The sequence below is a fragment of the Gordonia terrae genome, from assembly GCF_001698225.1.
Classification (GTDB): domain Bacteria; phylum Actinomycetota; class Actinomycetes; order Mycobacteriales; family Mycobacteriaceae; genus Gordonia; species Gordonia terrae.
Genome location: NZ_CP016594.1, coordinates 150907 through 174151 on the forward strand (window position 1 = coordinate 150907; position 23245 = coordinate 174151).

24 protein-coding genes are annotated in these 23245 nt (G+C 67.0%); 13 read left to right on the forward strand and 11 right to left on the reverse strand.

Annotation, left to right across the window (positions count from 1 at the left end; genetic code table 11):
• Nucleotides 1-40: 40 nt before the first annotated feature.
• Entirely contained in the window at nucleotides 41-622 is a 582-nt protein-coding gene (locus BCM27_RS00765) for a mycothiol transferase (protein WP_004019683.1), read from the reverse strand.
• Nucleotides 623-865: 243 nt separating this feature from the next.
• Between BCM27_RS00765 and BCM27_RS00770 the strand changes: the two genes are divergently transcribed.
• Nucleotides 866-1528 carry a pyridoxamine 5'-phosphate oxidase family protein gene (locus tag BCM27_RS00770; protein WP_004019682.1) on the forward strand — a complete coding sequence of 221 codons (663 nt, stop codon included), beginning with the start codon at nucleotides 866-868 and terminating at the stop codon, nucleotides 1526-1528.
• A 182-nt stretch (nucleotides 1529-1710) separates the two neighbouring features.
• On the opposite strand, the gene BCM27_RS00775 is transcribed toward BCM27_RS00770, so the two are convergent.
• The gene (locus BCM27_RS00775; protein WP_004019681.1) at nucleotides 1711-3288 is read right to left on the reverse strand and encodes an AMP-binding protein; all 1578 of its coding nucleotides are present in this window, start codon (nucleotides 3286-3288) and stop codon (nucleotides 1711-1713) included.
• A 95-nt stretch (nucleotides 3289-3383) separates the two neighbouring features.
• Between BCM27_RS00775 and BCM27_RS00780 the strand changes: the two genes are divergently transcribed.
• Complete coding sequence (locus BCM27_RS00780; protein ID WP_004019679.1) at nucleotides 3384-4187, forward strand: helix-turn-helix transcriptional regulator; 804 nt, start codon at nucleotides 3384-3386, stop codon at nucleotides 4185-4187.
• Nucleotides 4188-4336: 149 nt separating this feature from the next.
• On the opposite strand, the gene BCM27_RS00785 is transcribed toward BCM27_RS00780, so the two are convergent.
• Nucleotides 4337-5554, reverse strand: coding sequence for an IS110 family RNA-guided transposase (locus BCM27_RS00785; RefSeq protein WP_068884355.1), 1218 nt, complete (start codon nucleotides 5552-5554; stop codon nucleotides 4337-4339).
• 455 nt (nucleotides 5555-6009) lie between these two features.
• On the opposite strand from BCM27_RS00785, the gene BCM27_RS00790 reads away from it, so the two are divergent.
• Nucleotides 6010-6897: a DUF5995 family protein gene (locus tag BCM27_RS00790; protein ID WP_004022235.1), complete on the forward strand. Its 888-nt coding sequence runs from the start codon at nucleotides 6010-6012 to the stop codon at nucleotides 6895-6897.
• A gap of 237 nt (nucleotides 6898-7134) precedes the next feature.
• Here BCM27_RS00790 and BCM27_RS00795 read toward each other — a convergent pair whose 3' ends face one another.
• Nucleotides 7135-7410: a DUF7218 family protein gene (locus BCM27_RS00795; RefSeq protein WP_004022234.1), complete on the reverse strand. Its 276-nt coding sequence runs from the start codon at nucleotides 7408-7410 to the stop codon at nucleotides 7135-7137.
• A 352-nt stretch (nucleotides 7411-7762) separates the two neighbouring features.
• Between BCM27_RS00795 and BCM27_RS00800 the strand changes: the two genes are divergently transcribed.
• Both BCM27_RS00800 and BCM27_RS00805 read left to right on the forward strand, forming a co-directional pair.
• Nucleotides 7763-8851 (forward strand): S-(hydroxymethyl)mycothiol dehydrogenase, encoded by a 1089-nt coding sequence (locus BCM27_RS00800; RefSeq protein ID WP_004022233.1) that lies wholly within the window; start codon nucleotides 7763-7765, stop codon nucleotides 8849-8851.
• On the forward strand, nucleotides 8848-9480 hold the full coding sequence (locus BCM27_RS00805) for an MBL fold metallo-hydrolase (RefSeq protein WP_004022232.1): 633 nt from the start codon (nucleotides 8848-8850) through the stop codon (nucleotides 9478-9480). The genes BCM27_RS00800 and BCM27_RS00805 overlap by 4 nt, the downstream gene beginning before the upstream one ends.
• 82 nt (nucleotides 9481-9562) lie before the next feature.
• Here BCM27_RS00805 and BCM27_RS00810 read toward each other — a convergent pair whose 3' ends face one another.
• The gene (locus tag BCM27_RS00810; protein ID WP_004022231.1) at nucleotides 9563-10003 is read right to left on the reverse strand and encodes a MarR family winged helix-turn-helix transcriptional regulator; all 441 of its coding nucleotides are present in this window, start codon (nucleotides 10001-10003) and stop codon (nucleotides 9563-9565) included.
• A gap of 117 nt (nucleotides 10004-10120) precedes the next feature.
• Between BCM27_RS00810 and BCM27_RS00815 the strand changes: the two genes are divergently transcribed.
• From BCM27_RS00815 to BCM27_RS00825, 3 genes are all read left to right on the forward strand, one after another.
• On the forward strand, nucleotides 10121-10702 hold the full coding sequence (locus BCM27_RS00815) for a hypothetical protein (protein ID WP_033206613.1): 582 nt from the start codon (nucleotides 10121-10123) through the stop codon (nucleotides 10700-10702).
• Between the two features lie 112 nt (nucleotides 10703-10814).
• Complete coding sequence (locus BCM27_RS00820; RefSeq protein WP_004022229.1) at nucleotides 10815-12182, forward strand: MFS transporter; 1368 nt, start codon at nucleotides 10815-10817, stop codon at nucleotides 12180-12182.
• 87 nt (nucleotides 12183-12269) lie between these two features.
• A complete protein-coding gene (locus BCM27_RS00825; protein ID WP_004022228.1) occupies nucleotides 12270-13787 on the forward strand; it encodes an ATP-dependent DNA ligase in 1518 nt (505 codons plus the stop codon).
• Nucleotides 13788-13872: 85 nt separating this feature from the next.
• On the opposite strand, the gene BCM27_RS00830 is transcribed toward BCM27_RS00825, so the two are convergent.
• The 3 genes from BCM27_RS00830 to BCM27_RS00840 form a co-directional block, all read right to left on the reverse strand.
• The gene (locus BCM27_RS00830) at nucleotides 13873-14760 is read right to left on the reverse strand and encodes an anti-sigma factor (RefSeq protein ID WP_004022227.1); all 888 of its coding nucleotides are present in this window, start codon (nucleotides 14758-14760) and stop codon (nucleotides 13873-13875) included.
• Between the two features lie 69 nt (nucleotides 14761-14829).
• Entirely contained in the window at nucleotides 14830-15045 is a 216-nt protein-coding gene (locus tag BCM27_RS00835) for a hypothetical protein (protein WP_033206616.1), read from the reverse strand.
• Between the two features lie 65 nt (nucleotides 15046-15110).
• On the reverse strand, nucleotides 15111-15518 hold the full coding sequence (locus tag BCM27_RS00840; protein ID WP_004022226.1) for a YccF domain-containing protein: 408 nt from the start codon (nucleotides 15516-15518) through the stop codon (nucleotides 15111-15113).
• A 90-nt stretch (nucleotides 15519-15608) separates the two neighbouring features.
• On the opposite strand from BCM27_RS00840, the gene BCM27_RS00845 reads away from it, so the two are divergent.
• Nucleotides 15609-15863, forward strand: coding sequence for a hypothetical protein (locus tag BCM27_RS00845; protein ID WP_033206618.1), 255 nt, complete (start codon nucleotides 15609-15611; stop codon nucleotides 15861-15863).
• 107 nt (nucleotides 15864-15970) lie between these two features.
• On the opposite strand, the gene BCM27_RS00850 is transcribed toward BCM27_RS00845, so the two are convergent.
• Both BCM27_RS00850 and BCM27_RS00855 read right to left on the reverse strand, forming a co-directional pair.
• Entirely contained in the window at nucleotides 15971-17209 is a 1239-nt protein-coding gene (locus BCM27_RS00850) for an IS110 family RNA-guided transposase (RefSeq protein WP_004022872.1), read from the reverse strand.
• A gap of 405 nt (nucleotides 17210-17614) precedes the next feature.
• Entirely contained in the window at nucleotides 17615-18178 is a 564-nt protein-coding gene (locus tag BCM27_RS00855; RefSeq protein WP_033206671.1) for a maleylpyruvate isomerase family mycothiol-dependent enzyme, read from the reverse strand.
• A 37-nt stretch (nucleotides 18179-18215) separates the two neighbouring features.
• On the opposite strand from BCM27_RS00855, the gene BCM27_RS00860 reads away from it, so the two are divergent.
• The 4 genes from BCM27_RS00860 to BCM27_RS00875 all read left to right on the forward strand — a co-directional run bounded on the left by BCM27_RS00860 (nucleotide 18216) and on the right by BCM27_RS00875 (nucleotide 22636).
• A complete protein-coding gene (locus BCM27_RS00860) occupies nucleotides 18216-19049 on the forward strand; it encodes a helix-turn-helix domain-containing protein (protein ID WP_004021501.1) in 834 nt (277 codons plus the stop codon).
• Nucleotides 19050-19174: 125 nt separating this feature from the next.
• Nucleotides 19175-20467, forward strand: a complete 1293-nt coding sequence (locus BCM27_RS00865; protein WP_004021500.1) for a GAF domain-containing protein — start codon at nucleotides 19175-19177, stop codon at nucleotides 20465-20467.
• 157 nt (nucleotides 20468-20624) lie between these two features.
• Complete coding sequence (gene exaC / locus BCM27_RS00870) at nucleotides 20625-22148, forward strand: acetaldehyde dehydrogenase ExaC (RefSeq protein WP_004021499.1); 1524 nt, start codon at nucleotides 20625-20627, stop codon at nucleotides 22146-22148.
• A 62-nt stretch (nucleotides 22149-22210) separates the two neighbouring features.
• A complete protein-coding gene (locus BCM27_RS00875) occupies nucleotides 22211-22636 on the forward strand; it encodes a DUF779 domain-containing protein (RefSeq protein ID WP_004021498.1) in 426 nt (141 codons plus the stop codon).
• A gap of 77 nt (nucleotides 22637-22713) precedes the next feature.
• On the opposite strand, the gene BCM27_RS00880 is transcribed toward BCM27_RS00875, so the two are convergent.
• Nucleotides 22714-23178, reverse strand: a complete 465-nt coding sequence (locus BCM27_RS00880) for a hypothetical protein (protein WP_004021497.1) — start codon at nucleotides 23176-23178, stop codon at nucleotides 22714-22716.
• Nucleotides 23179-23245: the final 67 nt, after the last annotated feature.

Genomic DNA, 23245 nt, shown 5'->3' on the forward strand with positions numbered 1-23245 from the left:
GATCGTGAAGGGCGCCTTGTCGGTCAGGCCGTCGAGGGCGTCACTGGGCCCAATCCTGGTCGGCCCAGCCCTCGGCCCAGTCCTGGCCTTCGGAGACCGCGCCCATGGTGGTCTGGCCGTCCAGCGCCTCACGGATGATGTCCGCGTGGCCGCAGTGGTGCGCGGTTTCCCGGATGAGATGGATGATCATCATCCGGATCGACGACCACTCGCGCTCGGGCGCCCACGGCGCGGTGGGCTGGGGAATCAGCTCGTCGAGGTTCTCGGCGTCGGCGATCACGCGATCGAGCTCGAGCGCGGCACGGTCGTACTCGGCCAGCCACCCGGCGATGGTCTCGTCGTCGCTCATCACGTACTCGGTCATGGCCTGACTCATGTCGAACTCCGCGTTCTCGTCCCGCTCGGTGATGACCTTCGCGGCTCCCTCCTCGCCATGGGCGAGGTGCTTGATCAAAGCGCCGATCGTGAGGGTGCTGACCGTCGTCTGCTTCCGGGCATCGGCGTCGGAGAGGTTGCGTGCCGTGATCTTGAGCATGTTGCGCTGGTCCTGGAGCAGGGTCAGCAGGTCGAGCTTCTCGCCGGTGACCTCGACGCTGACTTCCGCGGGGGTGTAGGTGCCCATGATGTGTCCTCTCGGTTGGTGTGAGGACCACGTTATGAGCGATAGAGGACAGGTTCGGTCCTCGTTTAGCCGAGTTCTTCCATCAATCGGGGGAACCGTCTGGAATTCGCCCAGCAGCGCGACGCCGGCGACGAAATGTCGCCCGACCCGGTCTGCTGGGTGGTTTTCAGCCGGGGTGGGAGAGTCCTGGTCTGAGGCAGCAAATCTGTTGAACCGGGGGCCGACGCGGGCGACCATGTCCGCATGACCTCGAACGGCGTCACCCCGACCGACGCGACTTCGCCGCTCGCGTCGCTGACGCGCAAACCCGAACGGGCCGCCGACCGTGCGTTGCTCGACGCGCTGCTCGACGAGGCGAAGGTCGGGACCCTCGGTACCGTCGTCGACGGACTGCCGTGGTCGGTGCCGATGCTCTTCGCCCGGGACGGCGACTCGATCCTGCTCCACGGTTCCACCGGGGCGGGCGCACTGCGGCACGTGGCCGCCGGTGCGCCGGTGACCTTCACGGTCTTCGTCCTGGACGGTCTCGTCGTCGCCGACACTCTCTTCGACCACTCGGCGAATTACCGTTCGGCGGTGATCCGGGGCGTACTCGAAGTGTCCGGCGATGCCCAGACGGACCTCGAAGTGCTGTCGGACAAGCTGATTCCCGGACGTGTGGCCGAGGTTCGGCCGACGACCCGCAAGGAGCTGGCGGCGACCGTCGCCCTCCGGTTGCCGATCGCCGACGGTCAGTGGATCGCCAAGGCACGGACCGGTGGGCCGGGCGGGGGGTCGACGGACTGGACCGGGGTGGTCCCGGTACGAACGGTGTACGACGCCCCGCTCACCCACAGCGGAGGGACGCCGCCCGAATCGGTACGGGCGCTGGTGGGCCCGTCGCCGTCGACCGAGGCGCGCGAGTGACGGAGAAGCGCAACCAGCGGATAGGGGTGTGATCCGCTGGTTGCGCGTCCGGTGACCGCGTCGGGTCGGGCGAGGTCGTCGAAGCCCGGCCGACGGGGTCGGTCTGGGCGCGGCCGGGCTCGGTGGGCCGCGCAACCGGTTCATCGCTCCCGCGCGGTGGCGCCGTTACGCGCCCGAGCGACTCATCTCTGGCGGAGCAGGAACCGCTGGATCTTGCCGCTGGGTGTCTTGGGCAGGGCGTCGACGAAGTGCACGGTGCGCGGGTAGGCGTGCGCCGCGAACTGCGTCTTGACCAACTGCTGGAGCTCGGCCTCGAGAGCGTCGGAACCCTCGACCCCGTCGGCGGTGACGACGAAGGCCTCGAGGACCTCACCGCGGAGTTCGTCCGGGCGACCCACGACGGCGACGTCGACGACCGACGGGTGGGTGATCAGGACGCTCTCGACGTCGAACGGGCCGATCCGATATCCGGCCATGATGATCACGTCGTCGTCGCGTGCCGTGAAGAAGTAGCGACCCTCGTCGTCGACCCGGCCGGTGTCGCCGGTCAGGTACCACCGCCCGTCCGGCGAGAACCGCTGCTTGGTCTTCTCCGGTGCGTCCAAATAGCCCTCGAACCACATCAGCGGGCTGGCCGGGACATCGATGGCGATCTGGCCGTCGACGATGCCCGCGGCGAAGCCGGGCATCGGCTGACCCATCGAACCGGGCACGAGGGTCTCGTGCACCGACTCGTGCCAGTGGTTGTTGATGAACATGCCGTGTTCGGTCTGGCCGTAGTGGTCGCGGACCTCGGTGCCGATGGCGCGGAGCGCCCAGTCGATGACGTCGGGGGTCAGCGGTTCGCCGGCCGAGGACGCCCGGCGCAGCGAGAACCCGGAGATGCGTGAGTCCTTGCTGAGCGCGCGGTACACGGTCGGCGCGGCCGCGAAATTGGTGACACCGAGCTCGCCGAGGATCTTCGCGGTCAGCTCGGGGGTGAAGCCGGCGTGCAACAGGAGGTTGCGCCTGCCGGCGGCCAGCGGACCGAGCACGCCGTAGTAGAGGCCATAGGCCCAGCCGGGGTCGGCGGCGTTCCAGAACACGTCGTCGGCGCGGACATCGAGGCCGAAGTGCATGTAGGCGACGAACGAGGCGAGCGCCTTGACCGGGACCGGAACACCCTTCGGTGCCCCGGTGGTGCCGCTGGTGAAGAGCAGGATCAGGGTGCCGTCGCCCCCGACCGCCACCGACTCGGTGACCGGTTCATGCGAGGAGATGAGTTCCTCGAACTGCTCGCCGGCGATCACCGTGGTGATCCCGTCGATGCCGGCGAGTTTGTCCGCCTGACTCGGCTCGGTGATGACGACCTTCGCGTCGCCGGCCGCCAGGCGCATCTCGATCGCGGGTGTGGCGAACGCGGTGAACAGCGGGATGTAGATCGCGCCGAGTCGGGCGATCGCGAGGAGCGACACGACGAGTTCCTCGCGTTTGCCCATGAGGACGCCCACCGTGTCGCCGCGACCGACGCCCATCTCCGCGAGAGCCGCGGCGAGTCGCTTGGACCGCTCGGCGAGCTCGCCATATGTGATGTCGGTGGTGACCGGGCGAACACCGCCGGACTGCTGATCGCCGGTCTGCTCGACCTCGATCACGGTGAAGGCGATCGCGTCGGGATCGTGACCGTCGACGAGCAGCGACGCGGCGTCGGCGTCGGGCGCCCCGTAGATTCCCAACCAGCGATCGACCATGTCGACGGGCTTCGTGGTGGCCTGTGTCATCGTGAACCTCGCTCCGTACTGAGTAAGCTGAGTCACAGTGTCCTCCGCGACATGCCCCCGGAACACCCCCTGAAGAGGGGGAGAAGTGAGGTGAGATGCCCGAGCCGCTGAGCGGGATCGTCACCGAGGCGTTGCGTCGAGTGCGCAGGTCCAGCGGGGTGCCGCTGGCCTTCGCGGGCGTCCTCAGCGGTCCGTCGAACCTGCGCCTGCAGCACTTCGCCGGATCGACGGTGGGAGCGTTGAACGGCGTGTCGGTCGACGTCGGCCACGGTCTGGGCGGCAAGGTCGTCTCGCTGAACCGCCCGATGGTCGTCGACGACTACCTCCGCACCCCACGCATCACCCATCGCTACAACACGATCATCGAGCGGGAGGGACTGCGCGCCATGATGGCCGCGCCGGTGATCGTCGACCGCTCGCCCGTCGCGGTGCTCTACGGTGCGTTGCACACGCCGGACCCGATCGGTGGGCGGATGCTCGACGTCCTCGCCATGGAGGCGCGCACCGTCGAACACGAGATCGTCGCATCCCGCGCACGTCTGGAGCACGCCGCTCAGGACGAGGCCGAGATGCGCGACCGGATGACCGCGGCCTACGCCCGACTCCGATCGCTGGCCGACACCGTCGACGACGCCCGGCTCGCCGATGAACTCGCCGCGATCACCGAGGTCCTGGTTGCCGCGAACCCGGTGGCGCAGACACAGGTGGACCTGACCGGCCGGGAGCAGGACGTGATCTCCCTTGCCGCACTGGGTTACTCGAACGCCCGGATCGCCGAGACCCTCGGCGTCACCGTGTACACGGTGAAGGGCTACATGAAGGATGCGATGCGCAAGCTCGGGGCGTCGTCGCGACTGGAGGCCGTGGTGACCGCCCGCAGCGCCGGCCTCCTGCCCTGACGGACTCCACTCAGTGAGGAGCGCCCGGAGCTTGCGGAGGGCGGCGGCGCGTCACCCTGCTCCCTGATTCAAAAGAATCCGCCCAATGGTCCCTGAGGTGCGAGGAGCGCAAGCGACGAGCCACGAAGACATCCCAGGGGTCCAAGGTGTCAAGCGGCGAGGTGTGTGCGGTGGTTCCATGCGGTGTGTTCGTTGTAGTGGGTGCGGTGGGTGAGGCAGCCGTGGAGGATGCCGATGAGCCGGTTGGCGACCGCGCGTAGTGCTTGGGTGTGGGACTTCTTCTGATCGCGGAGGCTGTCGTAGTAGACGCGGGCGCCGGGGCTACCGGTCAGAGCGCTTTGCGCCATGCACAGTGCGGCGGCGTTGAGTCGGGTGTTGCGGATGTGGCGGGCCAACACGACGTGCCCTTTGCCTGAGGCGATGGTGCGTGGTGAGGTGCCGGCATAGTTTCTGCGAGACTTGGCGGTGGCATAGCGTTCGGGGTCATCCCCGAACTCGCCGAGCATCCGGGCGCCGGTGATGTCACCGACTCCGGGCATGGACAGGTAGATCTCGGCGTCCGGATGCGCTCTAAAAGACTGGGCCATAGTGGTTTCCAGTTGGATGATCTGGGTGTTGAGAGCGGCCAGCATTTCCACGGTCGCTGTCACGGTCGCCGCGTAGGCGGCGGTGAGTGCCTCGGGTGCGCCCAGATGGCCGCCACCGCGTAGGGCGTGCTGGATGTCGCGGGCACGGGTATCGGTATTGCGTTGTCGGCCACCCTTTTTCAGGGCCGAGCGGATCGCCGCGACCGATAGTGCCGCACCCTGTCGTGGGGTGGGAGCGCGACGCAACACCGCCAGACAGTCTTTGTGGGCGAGGTCGCCGCCGAAGGCATCGACCGCGGCCGGGTAGTAGGCGCCCAGTTGGGAGCGCAACACATTCTGTTGCGCTGAACGCGCCCACACCAGGTTCTGGTGCGTGCGGGCCATCACCGTGATCGCGTCCGCGGCGACGGTATCGGCGGCGACGAGCCGATGGTTGTGCCGGTCGGTACGCACCAGGTCAGCCAGCGTTTTCGCGTCAGCCTTATCGGATTTGGTGCCCCCGACATGGTGGCGGTCGCGGTACCGCGATACCGACAACGGGTTGATCGCGTACACCTGATAGCCCGCGGCGACCAGGGCGGTGACCCACATGCCGTGATCGGTTTCGATCCCGATCACTACCTCGCCAGGCTCTTGGGCATACCGGGCGATCAGTTCATGCATGGTGGTGGCGCCGGCAGCGTTCTCGGGTATTCGGCGGGTGGCCAGGGTGGTGCCGTGTTCATCCATCACGCACACATCGTGATGATCTGATGCCCAGTCGTTGCCCACAAAGATCATGACACTCGTTCACCTCGTCTTCGGTCGTCTCGACGATCTGGTGTGAACCTTTGGGTGATCACCCTGACGCGGCCTAATGGATCAGTGCTCACCCACACGTTCAAGGGGGCACGACATCCCAGAAGCGTTCTAGCGGGTGATCCTCGCCCGGCCGGGCCACGGTCTTCGTGTAGAAATCCGACACCGTTTCAGGGCCTGGCAGTGGTCACCGACCGGGAAGGCTCACACGACCAGCATCCCCCAAAAGGAAGCCGATCCACCCCCATTAGGGCCTGGTGAGACGTCTTGCGAAACCCTTCGTGGCTCGCTTCGCTCGCACCTCAGGGAGCAAGGAATTCGGACGCGTCACCCTGCTCCCTGAGGAGCGCCCGGAGCTTGCGGAGGGCGCGTCACGAAGGGTCTCGCGACCCCGGTCGGAGGGTTGATCCGCGCGCGGAGGGGTAACACCGGGTTCCATGCGAACACTCTCGGCGACACTGCTGACCGCAGCTCTGCTCGGAACACTTCTCGTCGCCGCGCCGGCAACGTCGACGGCGGTACCGGCCGAGACGTGTGGCACCGAGCTCCGCCCGGCCGACCGCGAGCGGATCGTCGAACTCGGTACCTACGATCAGGATTCGCGGGACCTCCCGCTCGTGCAGCTACGACGCAACGTCGCGAAGCTGTACGGGATCGTCGACATCCTCACCGACCGCCGCGACCGTCGCGGATTGTTCGCCCTCGGACTGGCCGCAGTGGAACGCGACGCGGTGATGCCGCTGCAGAACAATCCGCGCGTGTTCCAGACGCCGCGGTGGGCCCCGGTGATCAGTCTCGAACTCCTCAACCGGTTCCTCGACGCCGTCCGAGGCGAGTTCGGCGGCGGACCCGTGGCGCCTCAGTGGCGGCACTACTTCGACATGGCCGACGATTGCGCGGTCCCCGGCCAGCGGGTGGCCATGGCCGGCTACAACTCGCACATCACCGTCGACCTGGCGTATGCGACCGCCGACGCCCGGGCGACACCATCGAACGCTCGGGACTTCTTCTTCATCGTCGACGCCATTGCTGCGCATGGGAACTCGATCGTCACGGAAACACTGCGGGAGTACGGCGTCGACCTGGGTCCGATCTTCCGCTTCTACATCGTCGGTGAGGGACTCGACCGGGTGGTCGGTGCCGGGCGCGCGACCGGGCCGATGCTGCGCGCCGCCGATGTGGGCTACAACGTACTGACGTTCCGCAACGGCCTCGCGCTCCAAGACGTCCGTGCGGCGCCCGGCGCGCGCGGCGACGTCAACGCGCTCTGGAACACCGGGGAGACCGCGCTCACGGCATTCCAGCGTGTCGGTCTGGTTCGCTGACCACTGCCCGAAACGTGTGGGTCGCGTGCGGACGAACCATGTGGAATAACTCGCCGAGGGACGCGGTTGTAGCCCTCGACGGTGACGGATCCATTGCCCCGGGTCCCACCCTTATGCCGCTTCGAGCGGCCTGTTTGCCGAGAGGCGCACTGGCCGGCACCGTCCCTTTTCACACCGAAGCCGCCGAACCCTCAGGGGTCGGCGGCTTCGGTGGTGTCGGGCCCGGCGGATCGGGTTTCAGTGATCGCGGAGCTTCTCGATCAGCTCGTCCTTCTTCAGGTCCGAATAACCGGAGAGGTCCAGTTCCTTCGCGCGCTTCTTGAGTTCGTCGACCGTCCAGTCCTCGTAGGAACCGGACCTGCCGCCGCTCTTGCCGACGTCCGACCGCGAGCTGTTGGCCGCGGCGTTGGCGATCCGAGCGGATTTTTCCTTCGAGTTGCCCTCGTCGCGCAGCTTCTCGTAGAGCTCGTCGTCCTTGACCGAGGGTCCAGGGTCCTTCTTGTTCTCTGCCATGGTGTACCTCCTCGTGGTCGAGATGCTGAGTACGTCGCAGGGTTGCCCCGACGTGGCCGTCGTGAAACAACCTGCGTCGGCATGGACGCCGCGGGCTCGGTGTTCGCAATGGCCGAAACGGAGTCGAATCGGCCGATCGCGAGCCTAGGGTGAGGTCCGAGCGGGCCCCGGCGCCGGACCACCACTGGGTGTGGCTACCAGCAGTGGACGACGGCTACTCACAATAGATCGGTGTCCGCCCTACCGATAAGGTTGTGGCGATGTGTTCCGGCGATGCCACGACGCGTCGCCGTCCTTGCGAACACACGTTGCACACGTACCCCGAACAACGCAGTTGCGGAAGGAAGAACGCATGTCGCAGACAGTCAAGGGAGTCATCTCGCGCAGCAAGAAGGCGCCGACGGAGGTCGTGGACGTGGTGATCCCGGATCCGGGTGCGCGTGATGTGGTGGTGGCGATCAAGGCGTGCGGTGTCTGCCACACCGACCTGGCCTACCGCGAGGGTGGGATCAACGACGAGTACCCGTTCCTGCTCGGGCACGAGGCCGCGGGTGTGGTCGAGTCGGTCGGTTCCGATGTCACCCATGTCGAGGTCGGCGACTTCGTCGTCCTGAACTGGCGGGCGGTGTGTGGTCAGTGTCGGGCGTGTAAGCGGGGTCGTCCGTGGTATTGCTTCGACACCTTCAACGCCAGTGTCCCGATGACATTGACCGATGGCACCGAGCTGACCCCGGCGCTGGGTATCGGCGCGTTCGCGGAGAAGACGTTGATCCACGAATTGCAGTGCACCAAGGTCAATCCCGACACCGACCCGGCGGTGGCGGGTCTGCTCGGTTGCGGTGTGATGGCCGGGATCGGTGCGGCGATGAACACCGGCAACGTGGGTCGTGGCGACTCGGTTGCGGTGATCGGCTGCGGTGGTGTGGGTGATGCCGCGATCGCCGGGGCTCGGTTGGCCGGTGCGACGACGATCATCGCGATCGACCGCGATGCGTCGAAGCTGGAATGGGCCACCGACCTCGGCGCCACGCACACGATCGACGGGTCGAAGGTCGACGATGTGATCGCCGCGGTGCAGGAACTGACCGACGGCAACGGCGCCGATGTCGTGATCGACGCGGTCGGCCGTCCGGAAACCTACAAGCAGGCGTTCTACGCCCGCGACCTGGCCGGGGTCGTGGTGCTGGTCGGTGTGCCGACCCCGGAGATGACCCTGGAGATGCCGCTGGTCGATTTCTTCTCCCGCGGTGGCGCACTCAAGTCGTCCTGGTATGGCGACTGCCTGCCCGAGCGTGATTTCCCGATGCTGATCGACCTGTACGAGCAGGGGCGTCTGCCGTTGGACAAGTTCGTCACCGAACGCATCGGTATCAACGATGTCCAGGCCGCGTTCTCGGCGATGGAGGCCGGCAAGGTGCTGCGATCGGTGGTGGAGTTGTGAGCGGCGAGTTGCGGATCGACAACGTCGTCACCTCGGGCACGTTCAGTCTCGACGGCGGCACCTGGGACGTCGACAACAACGTGTGGCTCGTCGGTGATGACGACGAGGTGATCATCATCGACGCCGCGCACTCGGCGAAGCCGATCCTCGACGGCGTCGGCAACCGGACGGTGACCGCGATCGTGCTGACCCACGGGCACAACGATCACGTCACCGTGGCCCCGGAGCTGTCGGAGGCGACCGGCGCGCCTATCCTGCTGCACCCCGGCGATGACATGTTGTGGAACGACACCCATCCCGACGTCGCCCATCAGGATCTGGAGGACGGCCAGCGGATCAGCGTCGGTGGGACCGAGTTGACCGTCATCAACACCCCCGGCCACTCGCCGGGGTCGTCGGTGATCCATCTGCCCGAGGCGAAGGTCCTGTTCTCCGGCGACACCCTGTTCCAGGGCGGTCCGGGCGCGACGGGGCGTTCGTACTCGAGTTTCCCCACGATCATCGCCTCGATCACCGAGAAGATCTTCACCCTCGACCCCGAGACGAAGGTCTACACCGGCCACGGCGACGGCACCACCGTCGGCGACGAAGCACCCCACCTCGAAGAATGGATCAAACGCGGTAGCTGACAGGCCGAATGCGGCATCCGCTCGGCCGACTACCGCCCGTTCTCGGTAGCGGCGCGGGCGGGTGGCGGCCGCGGAGGATGCGTCAGGAGACGGACGCGACAAGGACTCGCAGCAGTCGTCGAAAGGTCGTTGCCTGACTGTCGGACATGGCACCGTGGAGTAGCTCGTCCTCCACGGCACGTATCTCGGCCTGGACGCGCTCGTGCAGTGCATGCCCCTCCGAGGTGATCGAGACGGTCCACTGGCGATGACTGCCCGACCTCTCCCTGGACACGATGCCCCGCCGCTGGAGTTCGTCCAGATGTTTGCCGAGTCGCGTCGGATCTCGCCCGGTGCGTTCGGACAACGCACGCTGCGACACAGCCGGCGTCGCGGCGATCTCGCCCACGATGGCGTACTCCCACATCGACAGGCCGGCGGCCCGGAGGATCGGCTCCTCGAGGCTGATCAGGTGCGGGATCAGTCGCCCGAGAAGTGCGCCGAGATCGGGCTCCGCACTCGAAACCCGGTCGTCGTCCGCCATCGACATCCCCTCTCAGATCGTCTACCGTGGTAGACGATCGTTGCGGCCGGTCACTCCCGCTCGATGCGGAAGCGTCCTCTCATCATCGCGGGCCGACGGGACGGATCGACAGTTCGGATGGGCACTGTCTTCGAGAAGGGGCGTCGGATGGACACAGCGGCACTTCGGGCGACGACCGACGATGTCGGCGCACATCTCTCCGAGATGACCGTCGGCGACATGAGCATTCCGGCCGCCGCCACGAACGGTGACCTCGGCGATCTGTTCGTGGCGGCCGTCGATCGAAACGCGCGTCTCACCGCGCTCCTCGCCGGCGATGAGCTGATTTCTCAGCGAGCTGCACCGATCGACAGGGCATCGTTCCCGTTGGTGGCGGACCAGTACGGAGGCGGTTTCGATCACCGGTACCGTCGAAGTGCCGGCCTGATGGTCGCCGCCTTCGCCGGAGTCCTCGACACGCACCGGGTCGTCGACCTCGACGGCACCCACACAACCGCGGGAGCGCTCTACGAGCACGCGGTCCGCGATGCCTTCTTGCTCACGTGGAACATCGCCACCGCAATCGACATCCGGTATCAGCCGCGACCCGACATCGTTCGAGGGGTCATCCAGACGATGCTCTCGCACATCGAGGATGCCGATCTGGCAACGGCAGTCGACGTCCTCGTCCAACTGTCGGGTCCACACCGGGACAAGTGAGGAGTCGCGGTGGGACTGCGATGGAGCCGCGCCCGTCGGGTGTCGCCGTCCGCTCAGCTTTTTCTCAGGGGTCGGAATCGGCGGCTCGAGCCGCAGGCGTAACGTCGCGCGGATGAGCGATTCCGCGGTCCGCAACATCGACCATCCCGACCAGGCGCCGGTACCCCGTAGCCGCATCGTGATCGCGTCGATGATCGGGACGAGCATCGAGTTCTTCGACTTCTACATCTATGCGACGGCCGCGGTCCTCGTGTTCCCGGTCCTGTTCTTCCCCAAGGGGGACGACACCGCGGCGCTGCTGTCGTCGTTCGCGACCTTCGGTCTCGCCTTCGTGGCGCGACCCATCGGCTCGATCCTGTTCGGCCACTTCGGGGATCGCGTCGGCCGGAAGGCGACACTGGTGGGGTCGCTCCTCACCATGGGTATCGCCACCTTCGTGATCGGTCTGCTGCCCACGTACGACTCCGTCGGCTACCTCGCACCGGCGCTGCTCGCGCTCATGCGCTTCTGCCAGGGCCTCGGACTGGGCGGAGAGTGGTCGGGCGCAGCGCTTCTCGCGACCGAGACGGCCGAGAAGGGCAAGCGCGCGTGGGCGGCGATGTGGCCGCAACTCGGCGCACCGATCGGCTTCTTCTTCGCCAACGGTACCTTCCTGCTGCTGATGCTCGCCCTCGACTTCGACGCCGCGTCCGCCGACCCGGACCATGCCTTCATGACCTGGGGCTGGCGAATCCCGTTCCTGGCCAGCGCCATCATGGTGGCCGTGGGGCTGTATGTCCGGCTGAAGCTCACCGAGACACCGGTGTTCGCGAAGGCCGTCGCCGACGGCAAGAAGGTCAAGGCGCCGCTCGCCGAGGTCGTCAAGACCAGCTGGCGTCCGCTCATCGCGGGCACGTTCATCATGGTCGCGACGTACACGCTGTTCTACATCGTGACCACCTGGGTGATCTCGTACGGCACCGGCAAGGTGACCGACGAATCGGGTGTCAAGCTCTCCATCAGCTACGTCGACTTCCTGCAGCTGCAGCTTGTCGCGGTCCTCTTCTTCGCCGCGTGCGTGCCGATCTCGGGACGCCTGGCCGATCGGTACGGGCGACGTGCGTTCCTCATCATCATCACCGCCGCGATCATCGTGTTCGGCCTGTGCTTCCAGTGGCTGCTCGATCCGTCATCGATGACCGACGGAATGATGCTGTTCTTCCTGATCCTCGGGATGACGTTGATGGGGCTCACCTTCGGGCCGATGAGCGCGATCCTGCCGGAGCTGTTCCCGACCAACGTGCGGTACACGGGTTCGGGGATCGCCTACAACGTGGCGTCGATCCTCGGCGCCGCCGTGGCCCCGTTCATCGCGACGTGGATCGTCGCGGACTACGGCGTCGGCTGGGTGGGCGTGTACCTCGCGGTCGCCGCCTGCGCCACCATGATCGCCCTGCTCAGCGTCAAGGAGACCAAGACCGTCGACCTCACCGAGGTCTGAGTCACGGGCGCGCTGCCGACCGGGATTGTCGGCGGCGCGGCGTACCGTCGAACGGGTGAATGCCCGTCCGGTTGCAGGTGAGGCGACATGAAGCTGACCGACGTCGTCCAGACCTCCGCGGATGTCGCGCGCGACCGGTCGCGAACCCGTAAGACAGCGGTGCTCGCGGAGGCGCTCTCGGCGACGTCGGACGCGGAACTGCCGATCGTCGTCGCATGGCTTTCCGGCGAGATCCCCCAAGGGCGTCTCGGCGTCGGATGGCGGTCGTTGTCGAAACTGATTGCGGCACCCGCGGAGTCGCCGACTCTGGAGGTCGCGGCTGTCGATGCCGCCCTTGGTGAGCTCGCGTCGGCGTCGGGCCCCGGGTCGACGAAGCGCCGCGGCGAGATCATCGCGTCCCTGTTCGCGGCGTCGACCGAAGCCGAGCAGAAGTTCCTCGTGGCACTGCTCACCGGCGAACTGCGGCAGGGAGCACTCGCCGGCGTCATGACCGACGCCATCGCCAAGGTCACCGGCCAGGATCTGGTGCTGGTGCGTCGGGCGAACATGCTGACCGGTTCGCTGCCGGAGACCGCGGCGCTGGCCCGGTTCGGGGCCGAAGCGTTGGCCGCGGTGGGCCTCGAGGTCGGTCGTGCCGTCGAACCCATGCTCGCGACCCCCGCCGACGATCTCGATTCCGCTCTCGCGCTCCTCGGGCCCGACCTCATCGTCGACTACAAACTCGACGGAGCGCGGATCCAGGTTCACCGCAAGGGGACCGAGGTCTCGGTGTTCACACGCACATTGCGGAACGTGACGGCCAACGTGCCCGACCTCGTCTCGGTGATCGCCGCGCTACCGTGCGACTCGGTCATCCTCGACGGGGAGACGCTGATGCTCTCCGACGACGGCCGACCGCGGTCGTTCCAGGACACCATGAGCCGCTTTGGTTCCGGGCCCACGGCGGCGGGTGAACCCGAACGCCTGCTCAAGCCGTTCTTCTTCGACTGCCTGCATCTCGACGGCACCGACCTGATCGACCGCCCGCTGTCCGAGCGGCTCGCCGCCATCGACTCGATCGCCCCGCAGCTGCGTATCCCGGCCGTGACGCGGCCGAGTGTCGAGGAGGCGCGCAACCACTTCGACGCCGCGATGGCCGACGGTCACGAGGGTGTGATGGTCAAATCGCTCGACGGCCTGTACGTGGCCGGCCGTCGTGGAAAGGCATGGCAGAAGGTCAAACCGACGCACACCTTCGACCTCGTCGTGCTGGGTGCCGAGTGGGGGTCGGGGCGTCGCTCGGGCTGGCTGTCGAACCTGCATCTCGGCGCCCGCGATCCGGAGACGGGGGAACTCGTGATGGTCGGCAAGACGTTCAAGGGCCTGACCGACGAGCTGCTGCGCTGGCAAACCGAGGAGTTCCCGAAACACGAGACGCACCGGGACTCGTACACGATCCACCTGCGCCCCGAGATCGTCGTCGAAATCGAACTCGATGGTGCGCAACGGAGTTCGCGCTACCCGGGTGGTGTCGCGCTGCGCTTCGCGCGCGTGGTCCGATATCGGCCGGACAAGACCGCGGCCCAAGCCGACAGCATCGAGGCGATCCGCGCGTTGTTGAAGTAACTCTGGAAGCCACCCGTGGAAACCGGACAGCCGCCGATATGTCGCCGGCCCGGCTCCACGGGGTGGTTTCCAGGAAACGGCCCGGTCAGGTCAGCGACAACTGCGCCACCGGGGTGGTGGTGGGCCGGTCCGAACCGCCGGGTGGTTCGACGGTGAACGCCAGCGTCGAGGCGGAGTTGATCCCGGACAAGACGGCGGTGGTGACCGGTTCGACGTCCTTGTCCGTCATCGTGCCGGCCGAGCGGGCGCCGTCCGGCCCGATGAGCCACATCTGATACACCGTCCCCGGTTGAGGCGGCGGGACCGAATCCATGACCAGTACGCCGGTGTCCGCAGACTTCGCGAGGTAGACGGTGACGTTCCCGGTCGCGACCGGACCGCCGGTCGATCGCAGGTCCTCCGCGGAGAAGACCTGCTCGGCCGGTGAAGCGAGCGGGCGCACCTCCGGTTCCGGGGAACTCGACTGTCCGATGACCCACCCGGCGGCGCCGATGGCGACGGCGAGGACCGCCGCGGCGGCGAGATATGTCCAACGGCGAGACCTGCGTCGGTCATCGGCCCCGGTCGCCGGGGAGCCGGCGGCGGATTCCGGTTGCCCGACGTCGGTGCCGGCCGATGCGGGGTCCTGCTGGGGCATCGGATGATCCGACGCGCCGGACACGACCGGTCCGGACGCGGACGCGCCGGCCGGTTCGGCGAGGTCCGGCGCGTCGAGACCCGCGTCGGCACGCGCGGCGGACAGGATGCGGTCGCGGAGCGTCGGCGGAGGTGGCGTGGCGGTGGTCTTGCTCATCGCGGCCAGCGCCTCGCGGGTCGCGCGGACCTGCTTGTCGAACAGTGCGCGGACATCGTGCGGCGCCCCTGCGACGCGCTCCTGGACGTCGCGTAGTTCGTCATCGGAGAGTGCGTCGAGGGCGACGAGCGGTGCCATCTCCAGCAGTTCGGCAGCGTCGGGATCGAGATGCTCAGACATCGCGTGCCTCCTGCCGTCGTCGAACGATGTGTCGCTGTCCCCCCGAACGCCGCTCCCGGCGGGCGGGTGTCACGTTTCCGCGTGGGCCCGGAGGCAACGGGGCTGCGGCAAGAAGTATGACGTGCGCTGCGGGTGATCGGGGTATCCGGGCCGTCGGCTGAACGACTCCTGGTGGAGTCGGGCGCCGGTGGCGTGCAGCGAGAAATTGGCCATCGCCACCGGCGGCAGCGCCGCGTCCGTACCGGGCCTGGCGCTCGCGACGTCAGTCTGGGACCCGTGTGTCATGCCACCTGTTCGGATCCACCGGCGAGGCGGATGGGTCGGGGGAGGTCAGCGCGACGTTCGGTGGGTCACATCCGCACCGGCGTACCGCCGGGAATCTGCTGATCGGTCGGGACGATCTCGGCACCCAGCGGGAGCAGCGACACCGGAACCATCTTGAAACTCGCGATGCCGAGGGGGATGCCGATGATCGTCAGGCACATCGCCAGGCCGGTCGTGATGTGACCGATCGCGAGCCAGAGGCCGGCCACGATGATCCAGATGACGTTGCCGATCGTCGATGCCACACCCGCGGTCGGCTTGCGGATCACGGTTCGTCCGAAGGGCCAGAGCGCGTAGCTAGCCATCCGGAACGAGGCGATGCCGAAGGGGATGGTGATGATGAGGATGCAGCAGATGATGCCCGCGACGACGTAGCCGATCGCCATCCACAGTCCGCACAGGACGAGCCAGATGACGTTGAGGATGGTCTTCATTCCTCCATTGTCCATGTGGTGCCGGCCGGTGGGCACAAATGCGAGACGCAGGAGAGCACCCGCGGGCCGGCACGACACTACGATGACGTCGTGGGTGGACGGCCGGGGCGTGCGCGGGAGGCGTTGTGGGCGGTGCTCGCCACCGTGGTGCTCGTCATCCGCATCCTGGCGACCATCGCGCTCGTGCTGTTCGTGATCGGCTGGGCGGTCGCGGCGATCCGCGATTCACTCGACAACGTGTTCTTGTGGCCGTCGATCGGTGCGGGCGTCGCACTCCTCGTCAGCACCTATGTCTACGGTCACCTCCGCGCGCGCTATCCGCGGCACAACGGGTGGATCCCGTGAGTGGTGCTGACCCCCTTGCTCCCTGAGCTGCGCGCGGAGTCCCGCCCCGGCTCGCTGAGTTGCGAATCTTGTGCTCCCTAATCCGAAGAGTTAGGTGAGGTGGCTGCTCAGGCCGCTCCGCGGGGTGTGATGGTGACGTCGTATCCGAGTTGGTGGAGCTCGTTGAGGGCGCGGTTTTTGGTGCGTTCGGGGTGGCGTTGCTGGTGGTAGTCGGCGCCGGGTTCGTCGTAGACGACGTTGTCGGTGAGCATGATCCAGACCACGGTGAGCAGGCTGTGTTCGAGCGCGACGATCGCTTTGGGTTTGCCGCGCGAGCGCACCAGACGCCGGTATTTGGTGTTGAGGAAAGTGCCTTTGTGACTGGCGATCGACAACGCTGCAGCCCCGAGAGCACCTTTGAGGTAACGGTTCCCCGGACGGGTTTTCACGTTTTTGACCCGTCCCGCGGACTGGTGCTGGCCTGGGCACACCCCTGCCCAGGAGGCCAGATGTCCTGGTGTGGGGAACTGGGACATGTCCGCGCCGGTCTCGGCGATGATCACATCGGCGGTGGTGGTGGAGATGCCCGGGATGGTGCAGATCAGGTCGCGCTTGGCCTGAAAGGGCGCCATCACCGTCTCGATGCGTTCGGTCAACGCCTCGATTCGGGTGGTGTGTTCGTCGATGAAGTCCAAATGCAACTCGACCAAGAACGCGTGATGGTCGGTGAAGCGGCCCTGCAACGCCTGGGTCAACAGCGGGATCTTGCGTCGTAGCAAGGCCACCGACATCTCCGCCAACTCGGCGGGATCGCGTTCGCCTCGGACCAGAGCGCGCAGCATCCGACGTGCCGAGACCCCGTTGATGTCGGAGGCGACCACCGACAGTTTGATCCCGGCGTCTTCGAGGACTTTCTCCAGACGCTGGATTTCGCGGCTGCGTTCGCGGGTGATCGCGGTGCGGGTCCGGGTCAGATCACGCAACCGTCGGATCGGTTCGGGTGGCACGAACGAGGCACGCAATAACCCGTGCGCGGCCAACTGCGCCAGCCACGCCGCATCCGACACATCAGTTTTGCGGCCCGGGAGGTTCTTGGCGTCGTGGGCGTTGACCAACATCACCTCGAACGGGGCATCTTCGAGGAGGTAGTAGAACGGTTTCCAATAGTCGCCGGTGGCTTCCATGACCACACACGTCACCTGCTCGGCGATCAGATAGTCCCGCAGCCGCAGAATCTCGCCGCACATCGACGACCAGGTCGTTGTGTCCTGCACGGTCTTTCGTCCCGGACTAGCCAGGCGGACACAGACTTTCACATCCGATTTGGAGACATCCATCCCGGCGCATCGGGAATGCAGCACTTCCATCTCGGTCTCCTTTCGAGTCCTCGGAAGTGGGCTGCGGACGGGGCGAACAAATGCAGGAGTCTAATCCGCGTGCTCGTAGCAACAATCCACGATTCCCGTGGCAGGCCCCGCGCCTCACACTGAGGTACTGGCTCTTCGGCACAAGGGAGGAATTCAAGGTCACCGCATCCCACCCCTCCACTATCGACCCCCGACACCGTGGTGACCAGCACAACTCTTCGACCCCCACGACGGGCGCCAGGCCGCAGATACTGAGGTGCGAGGAGCGATAGCGACGAGCCACGAAGGGCGTGGTGAGGGTGCCTCGCCATGCCCTTCGTGGCTCGCTTCGCTCGCACCTCAGGGAGCATGGGGAGGCTCGCACCTCAGGGAGCATGGGGGCTCGCGCCTCAGAGGCGGAGGGAGTCAGGACGCGACGCGACCCAACTTCGCGAGAAGCGTCGTCTGACGGTCGGCGCCGGTGGGGATCTCGACCTTGCGGCACACGCCCTCGGAGTAGAGCGCGTCACCGAAACCGTCGACCGCCGTTTCCATCTCGGACAGTTCGTCGTCGGTGAACCGATGCTCTGCCCCGGCGGCCCGGGCGATGTCCCACCGGTGGGCGATCATGTCGAATCCGTAGAACCGGATGAGGGTCTCGCCGATGGTGGTCGGTCCGAAGTGGCCGTCGAAGGCGCGCTCGCCGACGCTCGGGTCGGCGAGCAGGCCGGCGACGGTGTCGCGGTGGGTGTGCCAGGCGGCGGCCGGATCGTCGAGGGAGGGCGTGGGTCCGAGATCGACGTCGTGGCGTGCGAAGAACTCGCGCTGCGTGTCGATGACGTGACCGACGACGTCGCGTCCGGTCCAGCCCTCGCACGGGGAGGATGCGGTCCAGGTGTCCGCGGGAGCGTCGTCGAGGATGGCGGCGAAACCGTCGGCGAGGAGGGCGTAGTGGTCGAGCAATGGTGAGGTGTCGTTGATTGCGGTCATGATGAAAGTCAACCGCACGAGTACGGGACGGTGATTGATGAAACCCGACAATGAGGGGCGCGCGCGGCTCGACGACGTCGAGCGCGCGCACCTCGTCGACCCGTCGGACGCGAGTTATCGCATCGGGCGGTGGGCGCCGAGCCCCGATCTCGACGAGCTGGTGCGCCGCTTCTGGGTTCCGGTCTGGTGGGTGCCACCCGGCGCCGAGGCGCCGCAGCGCGTTCTGCAGTACCCGGTCTGCCTCATCGTCATCAGCAACACCTATGCGCGTTTCTACGGCGTGGTGACCGGACTGTCGGAGACGGTTCTGACGGGCGACGGCTGGGCGGTCGGGGTGATGCTGACGCCGGGGGCCGGGGGGTTGCTGACCGGCGATGTCGGGGCGTGGACCGATCGACATGCCGAACTCGCCGAGGTCTTCGGCGAGAAGGGCAGCGATCTCGAGCGGTCGGTGCGCTCGGCGATGGCCGTGGACCCCGGGATCGAGGAGACCCAGCGTGTCGCGACCGATCGGGTCGAGGACTGGCTGCGCTCGTATCTCCCGCTCGACGACGACGGCCGGCTGATCAACGCGATCGTGGAGTACGTCGAGACCGATTCGACCGTCGTGGCGGTCGCGCAGATCTGCGAACGGTTCCATCTCACCGAACGGAGCCTGCAGCGGCTGACCCGGCGTCGCCTCGGCCTGACCCCGAAGTGGCTGATCCAGCGCCGCCGGTTGCACGAGGCGGCCGAGCGTCTGCGCGACCGGTCGGGAACGCTCGCCTCGCTCGCGGCGGAGCTGGCCTACGCCGACGAGGCGCACTTCGTGCGTGACTTCAAGACCGTCACCGGCATGACCCCGCGGACGTTCTCGGCGCGGTTCGGCTAGGCCGGGATCGTGGACCGGGCGCGGGATCGCGGACCGGCACGCGACGGCGGGGCCGGTCGAATGTTGCCGAGATCACATCGGTGCAGGCAGAATCGTCGACATATCGGGCAATCAACGGAGGGTGCATGACTGACGCGGCGTTGGTGGCCACGCGCATCCGCCGGGCGTACGAGGACTTCCTCTCCGGCGGGAATCCACCCGCGGATGCGGTCCGATCGATCGTCCGCGACTCGTGGGCGAGGTCGCTGACCAGGGGCGTCGACCCGAGTGAGGCCGCCGCGGACGGCGACCGTGCGTCCGTGATGTCACCCGCGGAGTTCGCCGCCTACCGAGCCGCACATCCCATCACCGCCGTCCGGCCATTGGTGCAGTCGCTGATGGTCGATGCCATCGCCGACACCGGCGTCGTCGTCGCGCTGACGGATCAGGCCGGGCGCCTGCTGTGGATCGAGGGCGACACGGCCGCTCGCGATCGGGCCGGTCACATCAACTTCGTCGAGGGCACGGTGTGGAGCGAAGAGGTCGTCGGCACCAATGCCCCGGGACTCGCGCTGGCCGTCGACCGAGGCGTACAGGTCGTCGGACCCGAACACTTCGCCGGCCCCGTGCAGGAGTGGAGCTGTGCCGCGGCGCCCGTGCACGACCCGCTGACCGGGCATGTGATCGGTGTCATCGACGTGACCGGTGGACGTGAGGTCGCGGCACCGTTCGCGCTGGCGGCCGTCCGCTCGGTGGTCGCGGCCGTCGAGCGTGAACTGCGGGCGGGTGCTGTCGACCTCGCCGACCCGTCCACCTTCGATCCGGCGCCCAGACCGCAGGGCGCGGCGCATCTCACCGTCCTCGGAGACGGTTCGGGACGCTGGCACCGAGTCGCCGACGGGCCGGGCGCCCGCACGCTGTCCCGTCGACATGCGGAGATACTCGTTCTGCTACAAGCATTTCCGGAAGGACTGAACACCGAGCAGCTCGCGCTCAAGCTGGCCGAGGACGGGCTCGACCCGGTCACGGTGCGAGCCGAGATCTCCCGGCTCCGCCGCGACCTCGGTGCCGACGTCGTGGCAAGCAGGCCCTACCGCCTCACTCTCGACATCACCTCCGACGTCGACGCCCTCCGGTCGCGCATCGCGTCGGGTACGGATCTCGCGTCGGTGGTCGACGACCTCGGTCGCGGCGGACTGCTCGCCGAGTCGAGCGCGCCGGGCATCGTCGACATCTTCGAGGAACTCCGGGAAGATCTGCGGTCACGTCTCTTCGCGTCCGGCGACGTCGCGGCCCTCCGCCGGTGGACGTCGTCGACCCACGGACGCGACGACCTCGCCGCCTGGCGCCGCCTCGAACACCGCCTGCCGGTCGGCGACCCCGACCGGGCCGTCGTCGGCGGACGCATCCGACTCCTGGACAAGCGGTACGGGGCGTAACCGGCTGAGCTGCGTGAACAGCTGGTGGCCAACGTTGCAACGCTTGTGCAACCACCCCGCTCCTAGAGTGTGGAGCAGATCACAACGGACGCCTCCGGTGTCCCGTGTGACATCCGCAGAGCGTCCTCAGCTTGAGGCCCACACGCAAGGAGCAACCATGACCGTCTTCGCAAAGCCGGGTGCCGATGGCTCGGTGATGAGCTACGAGTCGCGCTACGACAACTGGATCGGCGGACAGTGGACCCCGCCGGTGAAGGGTCAGTACTTCGAGAACCCGTCGCCCGTCGACGGCAAGATCTTCTGCGAGGTCGCACGCTCGACCGCCGAGGACATCGACCTCGCGCTCGACGCCGCCCACAAGGCCGCACCCGGATGGGGCAAGACCCCCGTCGCCGAGCGCTCGCTGGCCCTGCTGCGCATCGCCGATCGCATGGAGGAGAACCTCGAGAAGCTCGCCGTCGCCGAGACCTGGGACAACGGCAAGGCCGTCCGCGAGACCATGGCCGCCGACATCCCGCTGGCCATCGACCACTTCCGCTACTTCGCCGGCGCCCTCCGCGCCCAGGAGGGCTCGATCTCCGAGGTCGACGAGGACACCGTCGCCTACCACTTCCACGAGCCGCTCGGCGTCGTCGGCCAGATCATCCCCTGGAACTTCCCGATCCTGATGGCGGTGTGGAAGCTGGCGCCCGCGCTCGCCGCCGGCAACGCGGTCGTGCTCAAGCCCGCCGAGCAGACACCCGCGTCGATCCTGTACCTGGTCAGCCTCATCAGCGACCTGCTTCCCGCCGGAGTCCTCAACGTGGTCAACGGGTTCGGCGTCGAGGCGGGCAAGCCGCTCGCGTCGAGCAACCGTATCCGCAAGATCGCGTTCACCGGTGAGACCACCACCGGCCGGCTCATCATGCAGTACGCCTCGGAGAACCTGATCCCGGTCACCCTCGAGCTGGGCGGCAAGAGCCCGAACATCTTCTTCAACGACGTGATGTCCGCCGACGACGGGTTCCTCGACCGTGCGCTGGAAGGCTTCTCGATGTTCGCGCTCAACCAGGGCGAGGTGTGCACCTGCCCCAGCCGCGCGCTCATCCAGCAGGACATCTACGACGAGTTCATCGCCAAGGCCGTCGACCGCGTCGGAAAGATCAAGCAGGGCAACCCCCTCGACACCGACACGATGATGGGCGCGCAGGCCTCCAACGATCAGTTCGAGAAGATCTCCTCCTACCTCGCCATCGGCAAGGACGAGGGCGCCGAGGTGCTGATCGGCGGCGAGGCAGCCGAACTCGACGGCGATCTGGCCGGCGGCTTCTACATCAAACCGACTGTCTTCCAGGGCAACAACAAGATGCGCATCTTCCAGGAAGAGATCTTCGGCCCGGTCCTCGCGGTCACCACCTTCAAGGACTTCGCCGACGCCATGCACATCGCCAACGACACGCTCTACGGGCTCGGCGCCGGCGTGTGGAGCCGTGACGGTGCGACCGCCTACCGGGCGGGCCGCGAGATCCAGGCCGGCCGGGTGTGGACGAACACCTACCACGACTACCCGGCGCACGCCGCCTTCGGCGGGTACAAGCAGTCCGGTATCGGTCGCGAGAACCACCTCATGATGCTCGAGCACTACCAGCAGACCAAGAACCTCCTGGTCGGTTACGCTCAGAGCGCCAAGGGTTTCTTCTGACCCTTCGAGGCTCGTCGCTAGCGCTCCTCGCACCTCAGGGAGCAGATGAGAGGTGATTGACGATGACCGCCGAGCAGAGTGTTCCTGATCGCGTGGTCGCCACAGACTCCGCCGTGCAGCTCCTGACCAAGTTGTCGGAGCTGCACGGCGGCCTCATGATCCACCAGTCCGGTGGGTGCTGTGACGGCTCGGCCCCGATGTGTTACCCGGTCGGGGAGTATCGAGTGGGCCAGCGGGATGTGCTGGTCGGCGAGATCGAACTCCCCGAACCCATTCCGGCTGTACGGGTCTGGATCAACGGTGACCAGTTCGAGCTGTGGAAGCACACCCAGCTGATCCTCGACGTCGTGAAGGGTCGTGGCGCCGGATTCAGTCTCGAGGCGCCGGAAGGCGTCCGGTTCCTCTCGCGTGCACGAACTTTCACTGATGAGGAGAACGAGATCCTGGAGGCGTCGCCGCCGCTGACGGGGGCCACCGCCGGCCCCTGAGCTCGACCCCACACAGAATGCGTCGTCCGTATCGAAATCCGATACGGACGACGCATTCTGTGTCTGTCCGGGCTGGTTCACCACTGGTCGAAGCCGACGTTGACCTGGGGGTATCCGGTGTCGATGTGGTTGTTCATCCAGTAGTTCTGGGCGTGGGGTCCCCAGATGGTGCTCATGGCGGTGTTGACGTTGTGGGGGTGGTTGGTGAGTTGGTAGTTGGCGGTGGGGCCGAAGGCGCCGATGCGGTAGATGGCGTTGACGTCGAGGTGGTTGGTGAAGGGTGCGGTGGCGGTGATGGTTTCGGTGGCGCCGGGGTAGAGGATGTGTTGGGGTGCGTTGACCCATTGGCCGCCGTCGGCGTTGGCGCCTTGGAGGTATTCGGGCTTGTCGGTGTGGTTGGTGATGGTCATGGCGACGGTGGGTTCGCCGGGGCGGGTGATGGGGAGGGTGCCGGCGTGGGCTGCTCCGGCGGCGCCGAGGGCGATGCCGGTTGCGGCGGCGAGTCCGAGGGTGGCGGTGGCGATGCGGGTGGTGGTCTTCATGGTGTGCTCCCGGTGTGGTGTGGGGGTTGTTGTGGTGACACCACTGACTTTCCTCGGGATGTGGGTG